This window comes from Sphingomonas sp. 4RDLI-65 (genome assembly GCF_049472435.1).
Classification (GTDB): domain Bacteria; phylum Pseudomonadota; class Alphaproteobacteria; order Sphingomonadales; family Sphingomonadaceae; genus Sphingomonas.
In genome coordinates, this window is record NZ_JBCEBT010000002.1 from 145,000 (window position 1) to 166,377 (window position 21,378).

The 21,378-nt window shown below is 67.0% G+C and carries 19 protein-coding genes; 11 read left to right on the forward strand and 8 right to left on the reverse strand.

The features are described from left to right. Nucleotides 1–24: 24 nt before the first annotated feature. Nucleotides 25–240 (reverse strand): DUF1272 domain-containing protein, encoded by a 216-nt coding sequence (locus tag VH567_RS05595; RefSeq protein ID WP_423323992.1) that lies wholly within the window; start codon nt 238–240, stop codon nt 25–27. Further along, a complete protein-coding gene (gene glmM, locus VH567_RS05600) occupies nt 240–1,580 on the reverse strand; it encodes a phosphoglucosamine mutase (protein ID WP_423323994.1) in 1,341 nt (446 codons plus the stop codon). Before glmM ends, VH567_RS05595 begins: the two co-directional genes overlap by 1 nt. 68 nt (nt 1,581–1,648) lie before the next feature. Between glmM and VH567_RS05605 the strand changes: the two genes are divergently transcribed. Together VH567_RS05605 and VH567_RS05610 are read left to right on the forward strand one after the other, a co-directional pair. Next, nucleotides 1,649–2,923 (forward strand): dicarboxylate/amino acid:cation symporter, encoded by a 1,275-nt coding sequence (locus VH567_RS05605; protein ID WP_423323997.1) that lies wholly within the window; start codon nt 1,649–1,651, stop codon nt 2,921–2,923. Continuing rightward, nucleotides 2,898–3,890 carry an aldo/keto reductase gene (locus VH567_RS05610; protein ID WP_423323999.1) on the forward strand — a complete coding sequence of 331 codons (993 nt, stop codon included), beginning with the start codon at nt 2,898–2,900 and terminating at the stop codon, nt 3,888–3,890. Before VH567_RS05605 ends, VH567_RS05610 begins: the two co-directional genes overlap by 26 nt. Nucleotides 3,891–4,004: 114 nt before the next feature. Here VH567_RS05610 and VH567_RS05615 read toward each other — a convergent pair whose 3' ends face one another. Further along, nucleotides 4,005–5,612, reverse strand: coding sequence for a peptide MFS transporter (locus VH567_RS05615; RefSeq protein WP_423324002.1), 1,608 nt, complete (start codon nt 5,610–5,612; stop codon nt 4,005–4,007). A gap of 109 nt (nt 5,613–5,721) precedes the next feature. Here VH567_RS05615 and VH567_RS05620 point away from each other — a divergent pair, with 109 nt between their 5' ends. Both VH567_RS05620 and VH567_RS05625 read left to right on the forward strand, forming a co-directional pair. Continuing rightward, a complete protein-coding gene (locus VH567_RS05620) occupies nt 5,722–6,297 on the forward strand; it encodes a nitroreductase family protein (RefSeq protein ID WP_423324004.1) in 576 nt (191 codons plus the stop codon). 38 nt (nt 6,298–6,335) lie between these two features. Next, nucleotides 6,336–6,692, forward strand: a complete 357-nt coding sequence (locus tag VH567_RS05625; protein WP_056053547.1) for a GntR family transcriptional regulator — start codon at nt 6,336–6,338, stop codon at nt 6,690–6,692. 278 nt (nt 6,693–6,970) lie between these two features. Here the strand turns inward: VH567_RS05625 and VH567_RS05630 are convergent, their stop codons facing one another. Continuing rightward, entirely contained in the window at nt 6,971–7,786 is an 816-nt protein-coding gene (locus VH567_RS05630) for an arylamine N-acetyltransferase family protein (RefSeq protein ID WP_423324007.1), read from the reverse strand. 224 nt (nt 7,787–8,010) lie between these two features. After that, nucleotides 8,011–9,723: an acyl-CoA dehydrogenase gene (locus VH567_RS05635; protein ID WP_423324009.1), complete on the reverse strand. Its 1,713-nt coding sequence runs from the start codon at nt 9,721–9,723 to the stop codon at nt 8,011–8,013. A gap of 46 nt (nt 9,724–9,769) precedes the next feature. Between VH567_RS05635 and VH567_RS05640 the strand changes: the two genes are divergently transcribed. After that, the gene (locus VH567_RS05640; protein WP_423324011.1) at nt 9,770–10,807 is read left to right on the forward strand and encodes an L-threonylcarbamoyladenylate synthase; all 1,038 of its coding nucleotides are present in this window, start codon (nt 9,770–9,772) and stop codon (nt 10,805–10,807) included. 98 nt (nt 10,808–10,905) lie between these two features. On the opposite strand, the gene msrA is transcribed toward VH567_RS05640, so the two are convergent. After that, complete coding sequence (gene msrA / locus VH567_RS05645) at nt 10,906–11,448, reverse strand: peptide-methionine (S)-S-oxide reductase MsrA (RefSeq protein WP_423324013.1); 543 nt, start codon at nt 11,446–11,448, stop codon at nt 10,906–10,908. 59 nt (nt 11,449–11,507) lie between these two features. On the opposite strand from msrA, the gene galE reads away from it, so the two are divergent. Continuing rightward, the gene (gene galE / locus VH567_RS05650; protein WP_423324015.1) at nt 11,508–12,506 is read left to right on the forward strand and encodes a UDP-glucose 4-epimerase GalE; all 999 of its coding nucleotides are present in this window, start codon (nt 11,508–11,510) and stop codon (nt 12,504–12,506) included. On the opposite strand, the gene VH567_RS05655 is transcribed toward galE, so the two are convergent. Both VH567_RS05655 and VH567_RS05660 read right to left on the reverse strand, forming a co-directional pair. After that, the gene (locus tag VH567_RS05655; RefSeq protein WP_423324017.1) at nt 12,503–13,210 is read right to left on the reverse strand and encodes a phosphatase PAP2 family protein; all 708 of its coding nucleotides are present in this window, start codon (nt 13,208–13,210) and stop codon (nt 12,503–12,505) included. The genes galE and VH567_RS05655 overlap by 4 nt on opposite strands. Continuing rightward, on the reverse strand, nt 13,210–14,424 hold the full coding sequence (locus tag VH567_RS05660) for a UbiH/UbiF/VisC/COQ6 family ubiquinone biosynthesis hydroxylase (RefSeq protein ID WP_423324019.1): 1,215 nt from the start codon (nt 14,422–14,424) through the stop codon (nt 13,210–13,212). The genes VH567_RS05655 and VH567_RS05660 overlap by 1 nt, the downstream gene beginning before the upstream one ends. Nucleotides 14,425–14,567: 143 nt before the next feature. Here VH567_RS05660 and VH567_RS05665 point away from each other — a divergent pair, with 143 nt between their 5' ends. From VH567_RS05665 to ribA, 5 genes are all read left to right on the forward strand, one after another. After that, nucleotides 14,568–16,877 (forward strand): DNA translocase FtsK, encoded by a 2,310-nt coding sequence (locus VH567_RS05665; RefSeq protein ID WP_423324021.1) that lies wholly within the window; start codon nt 14,568–14,570, stop codon nt 16,875–16,877. Nucleotides 16,878–17,108: 231 nt separating this feature from the next. Next, on the forward strand, nt 17,109–18,494 hold the full coding sequence (locus VH567_RS05670) for a carbohydrate porin (RefSeq protein WP_423324987.1): 1,386 nt from the start codon (nt 17,109–17,111) through the stop codon (nt 18,492–18,494). 68 nt (nt 18,495–18,562) lie between these two features. Then, entirely contained in the window at nt 18,563–19,192 is a 630-nt protein-coding gene (locus VH567_RS05675; RefSeq protein ID WP_423324023.1) for a LolA family protein, read from the forward strand. 337 nt (nt 19,193–19,529) lie between these two features. Next, the gene (locus VH567_RS05680; protein WP_423324025.1) at nt 19,530–20,312 is read left to right on the forward strand and encodes an exodeoxyribonuclease III; all 783 of its coding nucleotides are present in this window, start codon (nt 19,530–19,532) and stop codon (nt 20,310–20,312) included. Then, nucleotides 20,309–21,355: a GTP cyclohydrolase II gene (gene ribA, locus VH567_RS05685; RefSeq protein ID WP_423324028.1), complete on the forward strand. Its 1,047-nt coding sequence runs from the start codon at nt 20,309–20,311 to the stop codon at nt 21,353–21,355. Before VH567_RS05680 ends, ribA begins: the two co-directional genes overlap by 4 nt. Nucleotides 21,356–21,378 lie beyond the last annotated feature (23 nt).

Here is a 21,378-nt window from a genome sequence, read left to right on the forward strand (position 1 = left end):
CGATCGACATTCCTCGATCCTCCCCTAGTGCCGCCTGCCCGCTCCCGGCTTTTGCGGGGGCGCTTCGCCAAGCCTTGTCGGGCGATCCAGCAGTTCGCCGCCGCAGTTCGGGCATCGCTCGTCGAGCGCGTCCGCGCATACCGCGCAGAAGGTGCATTCGAACGAGCAGATGAACGCGCCGGGTGCATCGGCGGGGAGGTCGGTGGCGCAGCGTTCGCAGATGGGGCGCATTTCGAGCATCAGGCGGCAGCCTTTCGTACGGCGTCGCAGATCCGGTCGACGACACGCTCGACCTGGCCGAGATCGTCGCCTTCGGCCATCACGCGGATCACGGGTTCGGTGCCCGATGGACGGATGACGAGCCGCCCCTTGCCAGTCAGTTCGGCCTCGGCCTGCGCGATCACCGCCTTCACCGACTCGTCGTCGAGGGGCTTGCCGCCGGCGAAGCGGACGTTCTTGAGCAACTGCGGCAGCGGCTCGAAGCGGTGCAGCACTTCGCCTGCGGGGGCGCCCGAGCGCTTGACCTCCGCGAGGATCTGGAGCGCTGCGACGAGTCCGTCGCCGGTCGTCGCATAGTCCGACAGGATGATGTGACCCGACTGCTCGCCGCCGACATTATAGCCGCTGGAGCGCATCTTCTCGAGCACGTGACGGTCGCCGACCTTGGTACGGACCAGCCCCAGGCCCTGCGCGGCGAGATGGCGTTCGAGGCCGAGGTTGGACATCACGGTGGCGACCAGACCGCCGCCGGCCAGCCGCCCCTGCCGCGCCCAGCTGGCCGCGATCGTCGCCATCAGCTGGTCGCCGTCGACGATCGTGCCGGTCTCATCGACGACGATCAGCCGATCGGCGTCGCCGTCGAGCGCGATGCCGATGTCGGCGCCGCTCGCGACCACCGTCTCGGCGAGCGTCTGCGGTGCGGTCGAGCCGACGCCGTCGTTGATGTTGGTGCCGTTGGGCGTGACGCCGATCGCGACGACGTCCGCGCCGAGCTCCCACAGAGCAGATGGTGCGACCTTGTAGGCGGCGCCGTTCGCGCAATCGATCACGATCCGCATGCCGTCGAGGCGTAGATTCTCGGGGAAGGTCGACTTGGCGAAGTGGATGTAGCGGCCCTGCGCGTCGTCGATCCGGCGGGCACGGCCGATCTGCGCGGACGACACCAGCGGCACGTCCCCGTCGATCAAGGCCTCGATCGCCGCCTCTGCCTCGTCGGACAGCTTGTAGCCGTCGGGGCCGAACAGCTTGATGCCGTTGTCAGCGTAAGGGTTATGGCTGGCGGAAATCATCACGCCGATATCCGCGCGCATCGACTGCGTCAGCATCGCCACCGCCGGCGTCGGCATCGGCCCTACCATCACGACGTCCATGCCGACGCTGGTGAAGCCCGCGACCAGCGCGGATTCGAGCATATAGCCCGACAGCCGCGTGTCCTTGCCGATCACGACGCGGTGGCGGTGATCGCCGCGCTGGAAATACGCGCCGGCCGCCATGCCGACCTTCATCGCCATCTGCGCGGTCATCGGCGCGACGTTGGTGGCGCCACGAATGCCATCGGTACCGAAATATTTCCTTGCCATTGGTTACGCGTCCGTTCCGTATCGGTGTCCGACGCGTTTGATAGCGCGGTAGACCATTAAGGGCGAGCATGTCGCAGACCACACGGATTCTTGCAGCCCTGATCGGCGGCATCGCGATCGGCATCGCCGCGGCCGCCTGGTCGCCGGCGAATGCAATCGCGGCGACGGCGGTCACGCAGCCGATCGGCTCGGCGTGGCTGCACGGATTGCAGATGGTGATCGTGCCGCTCGTCGTAGGGCTGCTCGTGACCGGGATCGGTGCGACCACCGAGGCCGCGCGCGCCGGACGGATCACCGTGCGGGCGATGGTGATGATCGTCGTCATCCTGTGGAGCACGACGATCATGTCCGCGCTGGTCATGCCGTTGATCCTCGAGGCCTTCCCGTTGCCGCACGCGCTCGGTTCCGCACTGCGCGCCGCGCTGACGGGTGCCGCGCCAGTCGGGCCGGTGCCGGGGATCGGCGCGTTCTTCGACACGATCGTGCCGACCAACATCGTCGCCGCCGCGTCGAGCGACTCGTTCCTGCCGCTCACAGTCTTTGCGCTGACCTTCGCCTTTGCGGTCACGAAACTGCCCGACGATCGCCGCCGCGTGCTGACCGGCTTCTTCCAGGCGGTGGTCGACGCGCTGTTGATCATCATCAAATGGGTGCTGAAGCTGGCACCGATCGGCATCTTCGCGCTCGCCTACGGTGTCGGCGCGCGCACCGGTACGGCGGCGTTCGGCGCGCTTCTGCACTATATCGTCTGCGTCTCGGCGATCGGCTTCATCGTCCTGCTCTGCGCCTATCCGATCGGCATGATCGGCGGCCGGGTCAGCTTCGGCCGGTTCGCGCGCGCGGTCGCACCGGCGCAGGCGGTGGCGATCAGTACCCAGTCGTCGCTCGCCTCGTTGCCGGCGATGTTGAAGGCGTCGACCGATCTCGGCGCGTCGCCCGCCACCGCCGGGATCGTCCTGCCGTTGTCGGTCGCGGTGTTCCGCGCGACCAGCCCGGCGATGAACCTCGCAGTGGCGCTGTACGTCGCGCACTGGCTGGGGTTGCCGATCGGGCCGGGGCAGATGGCGGCGGGCGTGGCGACTGCGGCGATCACCACGATGGGGTCGATCTCGCTGCCCGGCACGATCAGCTTCGTCGCCTCGGTCGCGCCGGTGGCGCTGGCGATGGGCATCCCGCTCGAGGTGCTGGGTCTGCTCATCGCGGTCGAGACCATACCCGACCTGTTTCGCACGGTCGGGAACGTGACGATGGACACCGCCGTTACCATCTCCGTCGCAGCGCGGTCCGATCACGGGAACGGCGCTCAGGAGATTCCGCATGAAGTATCGCACGCTCGGCCCTGAATTCGAGGTTTCCGCACTGGGTCTCGGCTGCATGCCGATGGCCGGCATCGGCAAGGGCATGTACGGCGAGGCCAACGCCGACGAGAGCATCGCCACGATCCACCGCGCGATCGAACTGGGCGTGACGCTGTTTGATACCGCCGAGATCTATGGCCCGCTGGTCAACGAGGAACTGCTCGGCAAGGCGTTCCGGGGAAAGCGCGACGGCGTCGTGATCGCGACCAAGTTCGGCTTCCGCTATGACGAGAATGGCATGACCGGGGTGGACTCGACGCCGGCCAATGTGCGGCGCGCGTGCGAGGGATCGCTGAAGCGGCTGGGGGTCGAGACGATCGATCTGCTCTATCAGCACCGCGTCGATCCGGGTGTGCCGATCGAGGAGACGGTCGGTGCGATGGCCGAGCTCGTGCGCGAGGGCAAGGTGCGGCATCTCGGGCTGTCGGAGGCGGGGCTCGACACGATCCGGCGGGCGGCGGCGACGCATCCGATCGCGGCTCTGCAGAGTGAATATTCGCTTTGGGAGCGTGACGTCGAGGACGAGATCCTGCCGCTGTGTCGCGAGCTCGGGATCGGGTTCGTGCCGTATTCGCCGCTGGGGCGCGGGTTTTTGACCGGGCAGATCACGGCGCGGTCGGATCTGCCCGAGGGCGATTACCGGCGGAACGATCCGCGGTATTCGGAGGAAAACTTCGCCAAGAACATGGAGATGGTCGCGGTGGTGAAGTCGATTGCCGATGCGCATGGGGCGAGCCCGGCGCAGGTGGCGCTCGCGTGGCTGCTGGCGCAGGGCGACGATATCGTGCCGATCCCGGGGTCGAAGCGCCGGGTTACGCTGGAGGACAGCATGAAGGCGGCGGACGTTGCGCTCTCGGCGGACGATCTGGCGAAGCTGGATGCGGCGGCGCCGCGGGGCGGGACGGCCGGGCCGCGGTATGGCGAGAAGGCGCTGTCGATGACGCGGATCTGACTTCTCCCTCCCGCCTGCGGGAGGGGTCGGGGGAGGGGTGCCTCATGCACCGGACGCCGGTACGTACGTCGCGCCCTCCCCTAGCCCCTCCCGCGAGCGGGAGGGGAATTTGCTTCAGCCTCGCGGCACCTGCTCGCCGCGAGTGTCTAGGCCGGCAGCACCGGGCTCGCCGAGTTCGTTCTGGCCGGCCATCGCGTGATCGACCGCGCCCAGCTGGTCGAGATGCATCAGTTTGGTGACGAACGGCGCGAGCACCAGCACGACCACGCCGACGCCGATCGCGAACCAGCCGATCCGGCCGTACACTTCGAGCACCAGACCGACGCCCGCGCCCTCGCCGCCGGTCGCCTGCGCGATCAGGCCGGCGAGGAAATTGCCGCCTGCGGTGGCGAGGAACCACGTACCCATCATCAGCCCGGTCATGCTCGGCACCGACAGCCGCGTCATCGACGACAGCCCGATCGGCGAGAAGCAGAGCTCGGCCATCGAGTGCAGCATGTAGAGCAGCACCACGAAGATCGCCGGGGTCAGGCCCTGCGCCGGCGCACCGAGCGTCAGCACGAAGAAGCCTGCGCCGACCAGGATCAGGCCGATGCCGAACTTGAACGGTGCGCTCGGCTCGCGCCCTGCCCGCCCGAGCTTGGTCCAGATCGCCGCGAACACCGGTGCCAGCGTGATGATGAAGAACGGATTGACCGACTGGAACACCGACGCGGGGATAGTCCAGCCGAACACGACGCGGTCGACCGCCTGGTCGGTGTAGAGGTTGAGCGACGAGCCGGTCTGTTCGAACAGCGCCCAGAACAATGGCGCGAGCGCGATCAGGAACAGTGCGGCGAAGATCCGGTCGCGGTCGACGCGCGGCAGCTTGGCGACAGCGGTCCACAGGATGTAGCCGACGGTGACAAGCGACGCGACGATCAGCGCGGTGCCGACGACGCCCTGGCTGCGCACCAGCCACCACGACACGGCAACGCCGACGATCCCGCCGAGATAGATCAACCACTCGATCGACAGGCCGGCGACCGGCTTCGAGGCGAGCTTTGCCGGCGCGGGGGATTCACCGACGCCGTGCAGCTCGCGGCGGAACAGCACGAACACGACCAGGCCGAGCGCCATGCCGATTCCGGCTGCACCGAAGCCGTACGACCAGCCGACCGTCTCGCCGAGGATGCCGACCGCGATCGGGCCGACGAACGCGCCGGTGTTGATGCCCATGTAGAAGATCGAGAACGCGCCATCGCGCCGCATGTCGTCGCGCGCATAGAGCTGGCCCACGAGCACCGAGATGTTCGCCTTCAGGAAGCCGGTGCCGACGATGATGAAGGCGAGGCCGAGATAGAAGCCGTTGAGCGCGGTGCCCTGCACGCCCTGCGGTGCCTCGACGACCGCGAGCAGGAGGTGGCCGAGCGTGATGAAGACGCCGCCCGCGAGCACCGCCTTGCGCGGCCCGAGGAACCGGTCGGACAGATAGCCGCCGATGATCGGCGTGATGTAGACCAGCGAGGTATACGCGCCGTAGATCGCGTAGGCGGGTTGCTCGGCGAACAGGAAATGCTTGGTGAGGTACAGCACCAGGATCGCGCGCATGCCGTAGAACGAAAAGCGCTCCCACAGCTCGGCGAAGAACAGCATGAACAGCCCGCGCGGGTGCCCGAAAAACGTCTTCGCATCGGCGGGAACGCCGCTGCTTGTACTCGCTTTGGCGATAGCGCTGGCCATGTGGTGGTGATGCTCCATGAGTGCGCCGCTGACGGGCGCTCGATCGCGCGCAACTTAACGACAAAGCCCGGACTGTAAATATCACACATCAGGGCCTATCTGGCGGGACATGCTCAACGATCGCTCCACGCCGCTCTCGCTGCTCGCCACCCGCCGCTCGGGCAAGCCACGCGACCTGATCGCGCCCGGCCCCGATTCCTACCAGCTGGCGACGATCCTCGAGATCGCAGCGCGGACGCCCGATCATGGCAAGCTGGCGCCGTGGCGGTTCGTGGTCGTGGGGGAGGAGCAGCGCGCGGCGCTGTCGACGCTGATCACCGACGCGTACCGTGCGGAGCGGCCCGAGGCATCACGGCTGGAGATCGAGTCGCTCGACCAGTTCGCGCATCAGGCGCCGACCTTGGTGGTCGTCCTGTCGTCGCCGAAAGAGAGCAAGATTCCGGTGTGGGAGCAGGAGTTGTCGGCGGGGGCGGCGTGCATGAATTTGCTCCATGCGGTACATGCGGAGGGGTTCGCGGGCGGCTGGCTGACCGGCTGGGCGGCGTTCTCGGACACGGTACGCGATGCGTTCGGGTCGGCGTCGGAAAGGATCGCGGGCTTCATGTTCATCGGCACGCCATCGCGCGCGCTCGACGAACGGCCCCGCCCGGATATGGCACGGCTGGTAAGCCATTGGGGTTCCTAAGGACTCGACTTCCTACGCAATTACTGTATTAAGTCACCATGACAGCGCTCAGCAGCGACGACAGCCCCGTATATATCCGCCTTCGCAGCACGATCGCCGCGGGGATTTTGCGTGGGGATTATCGTGCGGGCGACCAGCTTCCGTCGGTCCGCGCGTTCGCCGCCGAGCAGGGCGCGAACCCGCTGACGGTCGCCAAGGCGTATCAGAGCTTTCAGGACGATGGGTATGTCGAGGTGCGGCGCGGCGTCGGGATGTTTGTGATGCCGGGCGCGGCGGAAGCGCTGCGGGTGGCCGAGCGCGAGAATTTCGTGACGACGCAGTGGCCTAGGATTTTGGGGCATATCGATTTGCTCGGGCTCGATGCGCATGATCTGCTGGAGCGTGAGCGGGCCTAATTTTGGTCGCTAGCGATGCCCTTCGCGTTCTCCTGCCCCCTGCCCCTGCGTTCGTGCTGCCCCTCCCCCGTTCGTCCTGAGTAGTCATCGAGTAGCGGCGAAGCCGCGTATCGAGAGGACGTATCGAAGGACAGGTTGGCGTGCGGAACCCATGCTTCGATACGAGCCCTCGATACGCTTCTTCGAAGCTACTCGGTCTCTACTCAGCACGAACGGGAGTGGGGGGGACTTTATGCTTGGGCCTCGGGGCTCGGGACCCCTGAGCCTGGACCCAAGCTTCAGAAAATCCCCAGCGCGGCGACATCCTCGACGCTCAGGTCGATCCCAAACAACAGGCTAATGCGGATGCGGTACACGCGCGGGTCGGTGATCTCGCCGACGGTCGTGTCGGTGCCCGAACGCCGGCGGTAGTTGCGCCCGATCAGCGAGGCGAAGCCGTTGGGCAGGACGATGCTGGCGATTGGCGTGTGCGTGAAGCGGCTGGACGGGGCGGTCGAGGTCCAGTGGTTCGACAGCGCGAGATCCGCGTCGAACACTTGCGCGAGCGTGAAGCTGTATTGCGGCTGGAACCCCTCGCCCGAGCCGCGACCATCGGTGGTCATGGGATCGCCGTCGCGGAGCAGCATCCAGCCGCTTTCGGTCGATTCCAGGCGGAAGCGCGCGCCATCGGGTGCGGTCGCCTCGGCGCCGTCGGCGAGCGGGAGGACCGGCGTATAACTGCCGCCGAAGCCGGTGTCGGCGATCCAGTCCTGCCCGTCGATCGTCACCAGCGCGAAGGTGTGGGTGAGCGGTGGCACGTCGGTCGCCGCGATCCAGACGCGCGCGAGCAACGGGCGGGCGGTGAAGCCGAGCTCGGCGAGGGCGTCGAGGAACAGGCGGTTATGCTCGAAGCAATAGCCGCCGCGGCGTGCGGTCACGAGTTTGGCGAAGACTGACGCGCTATCGATCGCGATGCCGCGGCCGAGGACGACGTCGAGATCCTCGAATGGGATGGCGAGACGGTGCGCGTGCTGGAGGCGACCGAGGCCGATCGAGTCGAGCGTCGGCCGCGCGGGCATGGCGACACGGAGGAGATAGGCGTCGAGGTCGAACATCGGTCGGAGGGCTCCCTTACTGCCGCTTCCCCATAGTGTTGGTCGCGAGGGGTAGTCGAGTGGCGAGGACCGGATGTGGCACTCGGCGCCCCCCCTCCCCCCGTTCGTGCTGAGCGAAGTCGAAGCATCTGCGCGCGGGGCACACCCTTCGACTTCGCTCAGGGCGAACGGGAAAGAGGGCCGTCATCCTCACGAATAAGGATGACGGATTTGTAGAGGCTGACTCAGGCCGCGAAGAGTTCCGGCTCGATCGAGTAGAGCACCGCCGCGCTGGCATTGGCGGCCGCGTTGAGGCCCATCGCCTCGGGGACGATCTGGTCGAGGTAGAAGCGGACCGCCGCCGTTTTCATCCGGCCGAAATCGTCGGTGCCGGCGACACCGCCCTGCCGCTCCATCAGCCAGCCGCAGGTCGCGACCGACAGCATCGTCAGGAACGGATAGCTTGCCGCCAGCTTGTCGTCGGCGTCCGCGGTGGCGAGTTTACGCCCGATCGCTTCGCAGGCATTGACGAGCGCCAACAGCCGCTCGTCCTTCGCTTCGGCGCGGATGTCGGCGATCAGCGCGGCGAACGCGCCGCCGTTATCCAACCCGAGTTTGCGCCCGACCAGATCCGCCGCCTGGATGCCGTTGGTGCCCTCGTAGATCGGCGTGATGCGGGCATCGCGGAAATACTGCGCGGCGCCGGTTTCCTCGACATAGCCCATGCCGCCGTAGACCTGGATGCCGAGCGACGCGACTTCGTTGCCAAGATCGGTGCCGTGCGCCTTGGCGAGCGGGGTGACGAGTTCGAGGCGGTTGCGCGCGGCGTGGTCGCCCAGATTGGCGCGATCGACCTGTCCTGCCGCGTAATAGACCAGCGCACGGGCCGCCTGGGTCTGCGCCTTCATCCGCATGAGCATGCGGCGGACGTCGGGATGCTCGACGATCTTGACCGACTCCTTGTTCGGCGAACCGGCGCGGGCGGACTGGACGCGGTCGAGCGCATAGGCTACCGCGCCCTGCGTCGCGCCCTCGGCGACCTGGACGCCCTGGAGGCCGACGTTCAACCGCGCATTGTTCATCATCGTGAACATCGCGCGGATGCCGCCGAGCTCGGCACCGATCAGTTCGCCGATGCAATCGTCGTTATCGCCGAAGCTCAGCACGCAGGTCGGCGAGGCGTGGAGGCCCATCTTGTGCTCGATCGAGACGACGCGGACGTCGTTGAAGTCGCCCGGGGTGCCGTCTTCGTTGAGGCGGTATTTGGGGACGAGGAACAGCGAGATGCCCTTGGTGCCGGCGGGTGCGCCCGGCGTCCGCGCAAGGACGAGGTGGACGATGTTCGGCGCCATGTCGTGATCGCCGAACGAGATGTAGATCTTGGTGCCCTTGATGCTCCACTTGCCGTCACCGAGAGGCGTCGCCGTCGCACGCAACGCGCCGACGTCGGAGCCCGCCTGCGGCTCGGTGAGGTTCATCGTGCCGGTCCATTCGCCGGTCGCGAGATGGGGGAGGTAGAGCGCCTGCTGCTCGGGGCTGCCATGATGCTGGAGCGCCTCGATCGCGCCGACGGTCAGCGTCGGACACAGCGCGAAGCCCATGTTGGCCGAGCCGAGCGTGTCGAGCACCGCGGTCTGGATCGCGAACGGCAGGCCCTGTCCACCCCATTCCTCCTCGACGCCAATCGTGCCCCAGCCGCCCTCGACATAATCCTTGTACGCCTGCGCGAAGCCGTCGGGCATGACAACGCCGTCCGGGGTCCACTTGGCTCCGACCGTATCGCCAGCGCGGTTGAGCGGCGCCCATTCGCCGGCCGCGAGTTGGCCGACGCCTTCGAGGACCGCGTCGACGACGTCGTCGCTGGCGGCGGCATAGCGTTCGGTGTCGGCAAGTTCGCCGATCCGGACGACATGGTCGAGCACGAAACGCTGTTCGGTGGTTGCTGGAGTGAAGGCCATCGCATCCTCTTATCGCTACGGTTTGGACCCGCTATACGCCTGTGGAATGACCCGTCCACACCCTCGGATTTTACCCTACGGCACGGCCGCGATCGCCGAAGCCGCCGCGCTGATTCGCGATGGCGGGATCGTCGCGGTGCCGACCGAGACGGTGTACGGGCTTGCCGCGGACGCGACCAATGCCGAAGCGGTGGCGCGGATTTATGCCGCGAAAGGGCGCCCGAGTTTCAATCCGTTGATCGTGCATGTGGCGGATCTGGCCGCGGCGGAGCGTATCGCGGTGTTCGATGCGGATGCGCTTGCGTTGGCCGAGGCGTTCTGGCCGGGGCCGCTGACACTGGTGCTGCCGGTAAGAGGGGATTCGGGGATCGCTTCGCTGGTGACCGCGGGGCTCGACACGATCGCGGTTCGGGTGCCTCGGCATCGGGCTATGCAGGGGTTGATTGCGGCTTCGGGGCGGCCGTTGGCGGCGCCTTCTGCCAATGCGAGTGGGGGGATTTCACCGACTAGCGCGGCGCATGTTGCGGGGAGCCTCGGGGGGAACGTGCCGTTGATTATCGACGACGGGGCGACCGAGGCTGGGTTGGAGTCGACGATCGTGGCCGGGCGGACGGTGCTGCGGCCGGGGCCGGTGACGGCCGAAGCGCTCCTAACCCACCTCCAACACCCACCCGGCCAACAGCACCCCCCCGGCGAAGGCCGGGGCCCAATTGGAACGTCGGATGTAACGGAGCGCAACGCGGATCATGACCGTCCCCCAATTGGGCCCCGGCCTTCGCCGGGGGGGAGTACGGGTGGGGTGACGGCGCCTGGACAGCTTGAGAGCCATTATGCTCCCAAGAAGCTGCTTCGCTTGAATGCTACCGACGCCGGGTCGGACGAGTGGCTGATTGGTTTTGGCGACGTGACGGGCGAGGCTTCCCTGTCGGCTTCGGGCAACCTCGTCGAAGCAGCCGCGAAGCTGTTCGATCTGCTTCACGCCGCGGACGCGAACGCGAGTGCGAAGATTGCCGTCGCACCAATCCCACTCGATGGTATCGGCGAAGCGATCAACGACCGTCTTCGCCGTGCCGCTCACCGCTAGCGCCCGTTCCCCCGCGGAGGCGGGGGTCCAGGAGCTAGGTCGTACTGCGGTATTTAGCTGGGCCCCCGCGTCCGCGGGGGAACGGCTATGGTCCGATCTTAGGCGCTGACCGCCGCCTTCGACCGTGCGGCGAAGCTCTTGCGGAGCTTCTGCAGCTTGGGCGGGATGACCGCCATGCAATACGGGTTCGAGCGGCCCGACGTCTCCCAGTAATCCTGGTGATAGCCCTCGGCCTCGTACCACGTGTCCATCGGCTCGATGGTGGTGACGATCGGCTTCGGCGAATCCGCCTGTGCGCGCTCGAGCGCTGCCTGCATCTCGGCCTTCTGCGCGTCGTCCGCCGGGAACATCGCCGAGCGGTACTGCGTGCCGACGTCGTTGCCCTGCCGATTCAGCGTCGTCGCGTCGTGCGTCGCGAAGAAGATGTCGAGCAGGTCGCCGAGCTTCAGCTGCTCAGGGTCGAAACCGATCCGGATCGCCTCGGCATGCCCGGTGTCGCCGCCGCAGACCTGCTTGTAGGTCGGGTTGGGCACATGCCCGCCGATATAGCCGCTCTCGGCGCTCTCGACGCCGATCACATCCTTGAATACCGCCTCGGTGCACCAGAAGCAGCCGCCGGCCAGCGTTACATAATCCGTCATCACGATCTCCTTTCCGCCAATGTAGGAAGTCGCTACCGCGCAACAAAGAGGAGACGCGCGTGATTGACGGTAAGGTTATGGTGACCGGCGGGGCCGGCTATATCGGCAGCCACGCAGTGCTGGCGCTGCTCGATGCCGGGTATGACGTCGTCGTGGTCGACAATCTGGTCACCGGGTTCGACTGGGCGGTCGACTGCCGCGCGGCACTAGTCGAGGCGAACGTCGCCGACGATGCCAAGGTGCGCGCGGCGATCCGCGAGCATAACGTCCGTGCGATCATGCATTTCGCCGGCTCGGTGGTGGTGCCCGAATCGGTCAGCGATCCGCTCAAATATTACCGCAACAACACCGCCGCCAGCCGTGCGCTGATCGAGAGTGCGGTGGTCGAGGGCGTGCCGCACTTCATCTTCTCGTCGACCGCCGCGACCTATGGCACGCCGGAGAAGGTGCCGGTCGCGGAGGGTGATCCGACCGTGCCGATCAATCCGTACGGCATGTCGAAGCTGATGACCGAGGCGATGCTACGCGACGTCGCGGCGGCGCACCCGATGAATTACGCGGCACTGCGCTACTTCAACGTGGCGGGTGCGGATCCGCAGGGACGCAGCGGCCAGTCGACCATCGGTGCGACGCATTTGATCAAGATCGCGGTCGAGGCGGCCACCGGCAAGCGATCGCACGTTGGCGTCTATGGCACCGACTTCGCCACGCCGGATGGTACGGGGGTGCGCGATTACATCCACGTCACCGACCTTGCCGCCGCGCATGTCGCCGCGCTGGCGGTGCTAGTTGCCGAACCTGCGAAGAGCCACACGCTCAACGCGGGCTACGGCAAGGGTTTCTCGGTGCTCGAAGTGCTCGACGCCGTCGACAAGGTGACCAACTTGACGATCGACCGGCGTCTCGAAGGGCGCCGCGCGGGCGATCCGGCGATGCTGATATCGGACAATCGCGCGATCCTGGCGGCGCTCGACTGGACGCCGCGGCATGCCGATCTGGACGGGATCGTCCGCGATGCGCTGGCCTGGGAGCGGACGCTGGCCGAGAAGGGGCGCTAGGAGGCCGGATCGGGCGGCGGGGTGCCGAACGCGTGGCGCTCGCCGCCGATCGCCTGGCGTGCGCGGGCGGTCGCGAGCCACCAGGCCAGCGCCCACAGCGTGCCGAAGCTCCAGCCGGCCAGCACGTCGCTCGGCCAGTGCACGCCGAGATAGACGCGGCTGCAGCCGATCGCGCCGACCAGCAGGATCGCGACGACCAGCAGATAGCGCCGCGTCGCGCGATCCTGCGTGACCTGCGAGGCGAGTCCGGCGAGCGTCAGATAGACGATCGCGCTGTTGGCCGAATGCCCGCTCGGGAAACTCATGTGCGAGACGGTGACGAGGTGCGCGACGATGTCGGGGCGCGGACGGCCGATCTGCAGCTTGACCAGTTCGACGATCACATTGCCGCTGACGCTGGCCGCGACGATCGCCAGCGCGGTCAGCCAGAGGCGCTGGACGATCAGCAGGCCGGCGACGATCACGACGACGATCGTCAGGACGATGCCGCCGCCGAGCGCGGTGATGTCGGCCGCGACCTTGGGCAACCACGCCGGCCCCCCCCATGCGCGGACGCCGAGGATGATCGCGCGATCGAACGCGAACGGCCAATGATCGACCGCGAGTCCGATCGACAGGATAAGCACGATACCGACCGCGGCGATCGAGGCGCCCGCGAGGATCCCCGGCAGGTGACGGCGCGTGGTGCGCAGCGGCGGCTGCACTATACCGTCATGCCCTGTAGCAGTTTCGGCAGATCGCCGCTTTCGCCGCGTGCTTCGGCCATGAAGCGGTCCTTCAGCGGCGGGATCGCGTTGACCGCGCTGATGCCGAATCGACGCACCGCGCTGGCGGTCTTGCCGGGCAGGCCGAACAGGCGGGTGAGCGTGTCGGTAGCGGCGGCGGTCATGAACGTGTCGAGCCCGCGCCAGCGCTGGTAGCGGGCGAGCAAGGCGGCATCGCCGAGGTCGAGGCCGAGGCGCTTGCCCTCGACCAGCACCTCGACGAGCGTCGCGACATCGCGGAAGCCGAGGTTGAGCCCTTGTCCTGCGATCGGGTGGATGCCGTGGCCGGCGTCGCCGACCAGTGCGAGGCGGGTGTCGGTGATGCGGGCGGCGTGGTGGAAGCCCAGCGGGTAGCTTGAGCGGGGCGTGGCGATCGAGAGCGTGCCGAGGAAGCCGCCCATGCTCTTTTCCGCTTCGGCGAGGAACGCGCGGTCGCCGAGCTTCAGCATGCCGGGGGCGTTCTTCGCGTCGACCGTCCAGACGATCGCGGAGCGGTGGCCGTCGGCATCGTCGGGGAGCGGGAGCAGCGCGAACGGGCCGCTCGCATAGAAGATCTCGTAGGCGACGTCGTTATGCGGCAGTGCGTGATGGAACGCGCCGATGATCGCGGTGTGTTCGTACGACCAGCGGGCGATCGTGATGCCGGCAGCCTCGCGGGTCGGCGAGTTGCGGCCCTCGGCGGCGATCATCAGCGGCGCGCGGACGACGTCACCCGAGTCCAGCGTGACGGTGACGCCCGATTCGGCGCGGTCGACCGATGTCGCGCGCGTCTGCATGCGCAGGTCGACGTTCGGCGCGGCGGTGGCGGCGTCGAACAGCGTGCGGCGGAGCAGCTTGTTCTCGTACATCGTGCCGAGCGCGCCATCGTCCGCGGCGGGGACGAAATCGAGTGCGCCGGGTTCGAGGCCGTCGCTGACGCGGATCTGGCGGATCGCACAGCCCTGCCCCGCCAGCGTCGCGCCGATGCCGATCGCGTCGAGCATGCGGTGGCTTGCGCTCGCGACCGCGGAGGCGCGGCCGTCGAAGCCGGGGGCCAGCGTCACCGCGGGGTCGGCGGGGTCGATCACGATCGTCGAGATGCCGTGCACGCCGAGCGCCACGGCGAGCGTCGCACCGACCAGCCCGCCACCGAGGATGATTACATCTGTGTCCATGGCGCCGCTCTATCCCGCCAGCCGGTCGCTGCCAACGACGATCCGGATGCAGCTTAACCCGTGTTGCAGCGTGGTTATCTTGACGTTGAGGCTGCCGGGGACGATGCATTTCTCTATTGTAGAGAATCTGGAGAATACGGGTCATGGCCAGCCGCGCGCAGCCAGCCTTGTGGCGTGAGACGGTGAAGGCGGGGGCAGTGCGCAGCGGTGCGCTGATCGCGGCGATCGCGTTGTTCGTCGGTACGCTGCTGATGGCGCTGGCGCTGGCGAGCTATCACCCGAGTGATCCGGCGCTGAACACCGCGTCGGGCGGCTACCCCGCCAATCTGGTCGGGCCGCCGGGCGCGTGGTTCGCCGATATCGCGCTGACGCTATTCGGGCCGGCGGTCGCGTTGCTGCTGCCGATCGGGCCGATCCTGGGGATGCGACTGTGGCGGGATGCGCCGCTGGGGCATTGGCTGCGGATGGTGCGCGGGGCGGCGATCGGCGTCGCGCTGATGGCGAGCGCGCTGGCGTTCGTCTCGGGCACGTCCGTGCTGGCGCTGCCGGCAGGGTGGGGCGGCGTGATCGGGCTGTCGGTGTCGAGTGCGGTGCATTGGGGGCTGAGCTTCATCGGCCAGCCTACGGCCGAGCTCTGGTCCGCGCGCGCAATCGGACTGGTCGCGGCGATTGCGGGTGCGATCGTCTGGGGCAAGAGCATCGAGATCGATCTCGGCGAGCGCAAATGGCGCCTGCCCCGCCGCAATCGCACCGAGGCGCTCGGCTATGACGGCTTCGACGATGTGGTCGATGACGACGAGCCGCTGACGTTGACGCGCAAACCGGTCGAGCCCCGCCCGGTTGCCGAGCCCGACCCGCGCCCTGCCCCGGTAATCGCGGATCGCCAGAACGCACCATCGCAGGCCAAACCCAAGGAGCGCCAGTCGTCGCTCGACCTGCGCGACAATTTCACGTTGCCGAGCCTCGACCTGCTGACCCAGTCGCCGCCGAGCCAGGGCAATGTGATCGACAAGGCTGGGCTCGAACGCAACGCGCGGCTGCTCGAGAACGTGCTCGACGATTTCCATGTGAAGGGATCGATCATCGAGGTGCGGCCGGGCCCGGTCGTGACGATGTACGAGCTGGAGCCTGCGCCGGGCATCAAGGCGAGCCGCGTAATCGCGCTGGCCGACGATATCGCGCGCAACATGTCCGCGATTTCCGCACGCGTCGCGGTAATTCCGGGGCGCAACGTGATCGGCATCGAGCTGCCGAATGCGCGGCGCGAGGCGGTGTCGTTGCACGAACTCGTTGGCAGCCAGACGTTCGAGGACCAGTCGGCGCAGCTGCCGATCATCCTCGGCAAGAACATCGCGGGCGATTCGGTGATCGCCGATCTCGCGCCGATGCCGCATCTGCTGGTCGCGGGCACGACCGGGTCGGGCAAGTCGGTCGGGCTGAACAGCATGATCCTGTCGCTGCTGTACAAGCTGACGCCGAACCAGTGCCGGATGATCATGATCGATCCGAAGATGCTCGAACTGAGCATGTACGACGACATCCCGCATCTGTTGTCGCCGGTCGTGACCGATCCGGCCAAGGCGGTGCGCGCGCTGAAATGGGCGGTCGAGACGATGGAGGATCGTTATCGCCAGATGTCCTCCGTGGGTGTCCGCAGCCTCGCCGGTTTCAACGACAAGGTGCGCGGCGCGAAGGCGAAGGGGCAGCCGCTCGGGCGGAAGGTGCAGACGGGGTATCACCCCGATACCGGCGCGCCGATGTACGAGGAGGAGAAGCTCGAATACGACGTGCTGCCGCAGATCGTGGTGATCGTCGACGAACTCGCCGATCTGATGATGACCGCGGGCAAGGAGGTCGAGTTCCTGATCCAGCGGCTCGCGCAGAAGGCGCGCGCGGCGGGCATCCACCTGATCATGGCGACGCAGCGGCCGTCGGTCGACGTCATCACCGGCGTCATCAAGGCCAATCTGCCGACGCGGATCAGCTTCCACGTCACGTCGAAGATCGATTCGCGGACCATTCTCGGCGAGCAGGGCGCGGAGCAGCTGCTGGGCAAGGGCGACATGCTCTACATGCCGGGCGGCAAGGGCATCGTCCGTGTGCACGGGCCGTTCGTGACCGACGACGAAGTGCGGCTGGTGGCGGATCACTGGCGGTCGCAGGGGCTGCCGGACTACATCTCCTCCGTCACTGAGGAGCCCGAGGAGAGCTTCGCGCTGGAGGGCTCGCCGACGGGTGAGGATTCGGCGGAGGACCAGCAGTATCGCCAGGCGATCCAGTTGGTGTGCGAGTCGCAGAAGGCGTCGACCTCGTGGCTGCAGCGGCAGTTGCGGATCGGGTACAACTCCGCCGCGCGGTTGATCGAGCGGATGGAGAAGGACGGCATCGTCGGCCGTCCGGATCATGTCGGCCGGCGCGAAGTGCTGCGCGATACCGAGGGGCATGCGATCTAGCGCTGCATTGCAATCCTCCCCTGCCAGGGGGAGGTGGCACCGCAGGTGACGGAGGGGGAGGACACGGAACCTACGTTGTCGCCCCCTCCCCCTCCGTCTGGCAAGGGCCAGCCACCTCCCCCTGGCGGGGGAGGATTCTTGAAACTCCGGCCTTCAACCTTCCGGAGGGTTTCGGACTGCGGCGACCCGCTATAAGGGGTTGATATAAGTTACGAAAAACAGGTGAGCGTGATGGGGTATCGGCGGTTGTGTGCGGCGGCAGTGGCGCTTGCCGTATCCGGGCAGGTTTCGGCGCAGGATATCGCTAAGCAGACCCCCGGCAGCTCCACCACCGACACGCAGCACCGCCCCCGCGCGGGCGTTCGCCGTGACAGCGATCTCTCCCCGTCCGCACTGACCGCAGATACGCAGCGCACGCCGCCGCCCGGCCTGTTCGCCGACTGGTTCGACATCCGCAAACGCCTGGCGGACCGCGGCATCGGAGTCAGCGCGCGCTATGCCTCGGAAAGCGGGTATAACTTCTCGGGCGGCGACCGGAAGCTGCTGCGCGAGACCGGCCAGTTCGACGTCGGCGTGCTGCTCGATCTCGACAAGGTCGTCGGGCTCAAGGGCGGTGCGTTCCAGGCGACCGTCACCTATCGCCGCGGTCGCGATCTCGGTGCGGATGCCAATCTGGGCGTGCTGCAGCAGGTGCAGGAAGTCTATGGCCGCGGCCAGACGGTGCGCCTCACGCAGTTCTGGTACGAGCAGAAACTCGGCGAGAAGCTCGAGGTAAAGGTCGGCCGGACCAATCCCGGCGAGGATTTCGCGGTGTTCTCGTGCTATTTCCAGAACCTCAGCTTCTGCGGCGCGCAGCCGGGCAACCTGGTCGGCGATTACTGGCAGAACTGGCCGGTCGGCCAATGGGGCGCGCGGCTGCGCTACGACCAGAGCGAGCAGATGACGTTCAAGGCGGGCGTCTACGAAGTGAACCCGCGCAACCTCGATAACGATTTCGTGATCGGTCATTTTCACGGCGCGACCGGGGTGCTCGTACCCGTCGAGGCGGAATGGCATCGCGGCAATGACGATGGCCGGGTCGGCGCCTACAAGGTCGGCGGCTGGGTGAGCACGTCGAACGGCGACGACGTGTTCTACGATCTGAACCGCCAGCCGATCGCGATCACCGGGCTTGCGCCGCTGCGCCGCGATGCGCGCTACGGGGTGTATTTCAATCTTCAGCAGCAGATCACCGGCACGTCGAAGGACGGCAAGTCGGTGACCGGGCTGAGCGTGTTCCTCAACGCGACGCAGGCCGACCGCGCGACCGCGACCACCGACAACCAGGTCGCCGCGGGGCTGTTCTACAAGGGGCTGGTGCCATGGCGGCCGGGCGACATCCTGGGCTTCGGCGTGGCGCGGACCAACGTGAACGGGCGCGTCGCGAAGGGGCAGGAACTCGATCCGACGCGGCCGGCGGTACAGGGCGCGGAATATGCGTCCGAGCTGTATTACAGCGTGCATCCGACGCGGTGGCTCGAACTGCGACCCAATGTGCAGTTCATCCACAATCCCGGCGGCGTACACGACGCGAACGACGTCGGCGTGCTGGGGATGAAGGCGGCGATCACGCTGTAGCGGAACTCGTCGAATTCAGTGGCGGTTCAAGCGCGGGCGGGCAACGGTCGCGCTGCAAGGAGATTTCGATGTTCAATACCCGCCCCGCGGTGATCGCGACGATCGCCGCCATTTCGGTCGCGGCCCTGCCCGCGCCGATCGCCGCACAGGCGACCGGCGATCTCGCGGCCGTGCAGAAGTCTCTTCAAGCGATGGAGACGATGACCGCTGATTTCTCGCAAGCGGATCGTAACGGCAAGGTCCTGACTGGTGTTCTGACGCTAAAGAAGCCCGGCAAAATCCGGTTCCAGTATCAGAAAGGTGTGCCGATCCTGATCGTCGCGGAGGGCGGTGCGCTGACGTTCATCGATTATTCGGTCAAGCAGGTGCAGCGCTGGCCGATCAAGAACTCGCCCTTGGTCGTATTCCTCGATCCGACACGGGATATCACGCGCTATGCCAAACTCGTTCCCGGGTATGATTCGCGGATCGTGTCGGTCGAGGTAAACGATCCCAAACATCCCGAGACTGGCAGGATCACGCTGGTTTTCGTGCGAAGCGCTGGCGCCCCAGGGGGTCTGATGCTGCAGGGCTGGGTCGCGCTCGACAGCCAGAACAACCGGACGACTGTACGGCTGACCAACCAGAAATTCGGTGCGCCGGTCAGCGACAACACCTTCCGCTGGAACGATCCGCGTCAAAAAGGTGGAAGAAAGTGACATAACCCGGTCGCCATTCATGCAAGCGACAGGTTCCGTCTCCTAGATATCGGGTCGCGGATGTGGGGCATTCGGGATTTTTCCCCCTGTTGCCCGGATGGTTTCCTCACCTCTCGCCTGCGTGACGAACGCTGAGTTGGCCCTCGCTCCATGCCCCCGGAGCGAGGGTCTTTCGCGTAGAGCGGCAGGAAGACTGCGTCTTCATGACTCGCTCAAGCGCGGCCGACGAGCGATAGCTCGGTCGACGACATGGGCTTTGCCCGTGGCGCCTTCTCCCTTCTCCAGAAGCCCCAGACGCTTCCTTGTCCCCACCCCTGCGCAACGCTACATCGCGGCCGTGAAGATCGTCTCCTGGAACATCAACTCGGTCCGTTTCCGGATCGCCATCGTCGAGCAGTTCCTGCGCGACGAGCAACCCGACATCCTGTGCCTGCAGGAGACCAAGGTCATCGACGGCGACTTCCCGCTGGAGGCGTTTCGCGCGCTCGGCTACGACCACATCGTCCTGCACGGCCAGCGCATGCACCACGGCGTCGCGATTCTGAGCCGCGTGCCGATCGTCGAGGATGACCGGTTCGACTGGCAGGCGAACAGCGAGGCGCGCCATATCGGCGTCCGGCTGGAGAACGGCGTGCGGCTCGAGAACGTCTACGTCCCCGCCGGCGGCGACGTGCCCGACCGCGAGGTGAACCCCAAGTTCGGCCAGAAACTCGACTTCATCGAACGCATGACGACTTGGTCGGAGACGCTTGCAGGCCCGACGATCCTGGTCGGCGACTTCAACATCGCCCCGCTCGAATCGGACGTCTGGAGCCATAAGCAGCTACTCGACGTCGTCAGCCACACGCCCATCGAGGTCGCGGCGCTGGGCCGATTGCAGGCGGCGGGCGACTGGGTCGATCTCGGCCGCCATTTCCACCCTGCCCCTGCACGGCTGTTCACGTGGTGGAGTTATCGCGCGAAGGATTGGGAAGCGTCGGATCGCGGGCGGCGGCTCGATCATATGTGGGCGACCGGGGCCGCGGCCGAGGCGGCGGTGTCGCATCATGTGTATGAGCGCTGCCGGAGCTGGCTCAAGCCGTCCGATCACGTGCCGATCATGACCGAGTTTGCGTTTTGACCGACCCCCGCGCTGCTGCCCGCGCGATCGATGCGTTGCGGCGCGGCTGGCCGATCGCGATCGACGGGCTCGTGCTGCTCGCGGTCGAGACGGCGGATGCGGACCGTCTGGCGGCGTTCGATCCCGATGCGAATGGCGGCGTGCTGATCTCCTCGGGGCGGGCAGCGACGTTGAAGCTGGCGAACCAGCTGGCGGCTGCCGATCCGACCGAGCCGGTGCTGGTCGATCGCGCGCCGTGGATCGATTTTGCCGCGGCGGCCGCATTGGCCGATCCGCAGTTCGATCTGGCAACGCCGATGAAGGGGCCGTTCCAGACGATCGCGTTGGCCGATCCCGAGGCGGCCGCGGCGGCGTTGCGGCTGGCGCGGATCGCAGGGCTGTTGCCGGCGTTCTTCCTTGGCAGCGGCGAACACGAAGTCGCGATCACGCGCGCGGATATCGACGCGCATGAGGATGCGACCCGGCTGACGCTTGCGGCGCGGGCGCGGCTTCCGGTCGCGGGTGCGGAGGATGCGGAGATCGTCGCGTTCCGCTCACCCGAGAGCGCGGACGAGCATATCGCGCTGCTGATCGGCCAGCCCAATGGCCAGCCGCCGCTGGTCCGCCTGCATAGCGAGTGCCTGACGGGCGACGTGCTCGGCAGCCTCAAATGCGATTGCGGGCCGCAGTTGCACGCCGCGATCCACGCGATCCAGCATAGCGGCTGGGGTATCCTGTTGTATCTGCGGCAGGAAGGGCGCGGGATCGGGCTGGTCAACAAGCTGCGCGCGTATGCGTTGCAGGACCAGGGATTCGATACAGTCGATGCGAACACGCGGCTGGGCTTTGCCGTCGATGCACGCGATTTCGGGGTGGCGGCGCGGATGCTGACGCTGCTCGGCCAGCGCGAGGTGCGGTTGCTGACGAACAATCCGGCCAAGGTCGCGGGTCTGGAGGCGGCGGGCGTGACGGTGATCGAGCGGGTGCCGCATTTCCTGCCGTCCAACCCGCATAACGCGCAGTATCTGGCGACCAAGCGCGATCGTACGGGGCACCAGTTCTGACCGATATTCCGCCCTCGCCCCCA

Bases quoted from the DNA above. Each gene is read 5' to 3' on its own strand.
- VH567_RS05595 (WP_423323992.1), bottom strand. From the start codon at position 240: ATGCTCGAAATGCGCCCCATCTGCGAACGCTGCGCCACCGACCTCCCC.
- glmM (WP_423323994.1), bottom strand. From the start codon at position 1,580: ATGGCAAGGAAATATTTCGGTACCGATGGCATTCGTGGCGCCACCAAC.
- VH567_RS05605 (WP_423323997.1), top strand. From the start codon at position 1,649: ATGTCGCAGACCACACGGATTCTTGCAGCCCTGATCGGCGGCATCGCG.
- VH567_RS05610 (WP_423323999.1), top strand. From the start codon at position 2,898: ATGAAGTATCGCACGCTCGGCCCTGAATTCGAGGTTTCCGCACTGGGT.
- VH567_RS05615 (WP_423324002.1), bottom strand. From the start codon at position 5,612: ATGGCCAGCGCTATCGCCAAAGCGAGTACAAGCAGCGGCGTTCCCGCC.
- VH567_RS05620 (WP_423324004.1), top strand. From the start codon at position 5,722: ATGCTCAACGATCGCTCCACGCCGCTCTCGCTGCTCGCCACCCGCCGC.
- VH567_RS05625 (WP_056053547.1), top strand. From the start codon at position 6,336: ATGACAGCGCTCAGCAGCGACGACAGCCCCGTATATATCCGCCTTCGC.
- VH567_RS05630 (WP_423324007.1), bottom strand. From the start codon at position 7,786: ATGTTCGACCTCGACGCCTATCTCCTCCGTGTCGCCATGCCCGCGCGG.
- VH567_RS05635 (WP_423324009.1), bottom strand. From the start codon at position 9,723: ATGGCCTTCACTCCAGCAACCACCGAACAGCGTTTCGTGCTCGACCAT.
- VH567_RS05640 (WP_423324011.1), top strand. From the start codon at position 9,770: ATGACCCGTCCACACCCTCGGATTTTACCCTACGGCACGGCCGCGATC.
- msrA (WP_423324013.1), bottom strand. From the start codon at position 11,448: ATGACGGATTATGTAACGCTGGCCGGCGGCTGCTTCTGGTGCACCGAG.
- VH567_RS05660 (WP_423324019.1), bottom strand. From the start codon at position 14,424: ATGGACACAGATGTAATCATCCTCGGTGGCGGGCTGGTCGGTGCGACG.
- VH567_RS05665 (WP_423324021.1), top strand. From the start codon at position 14,568: ATGGCCAGCCGCGCGCAGCCAGCCTTGTGGCGTGAGACGGTGAAGGCG.
- VH567_RS05670 (WP_423324987.1), top strand. From the start codon at position 17,109: ATGGGGTATCGGCGGTTGTGTGCGGCGGCAGTGGCGCTTGCCGTATCC.
- VH567_RS05675 (WP_423324023.1), top strand. From the start codon at position 18,563: ATGTTCAATACCCGCCCCGCGGTGATCGCGACGATCGCCGCCATTTCG.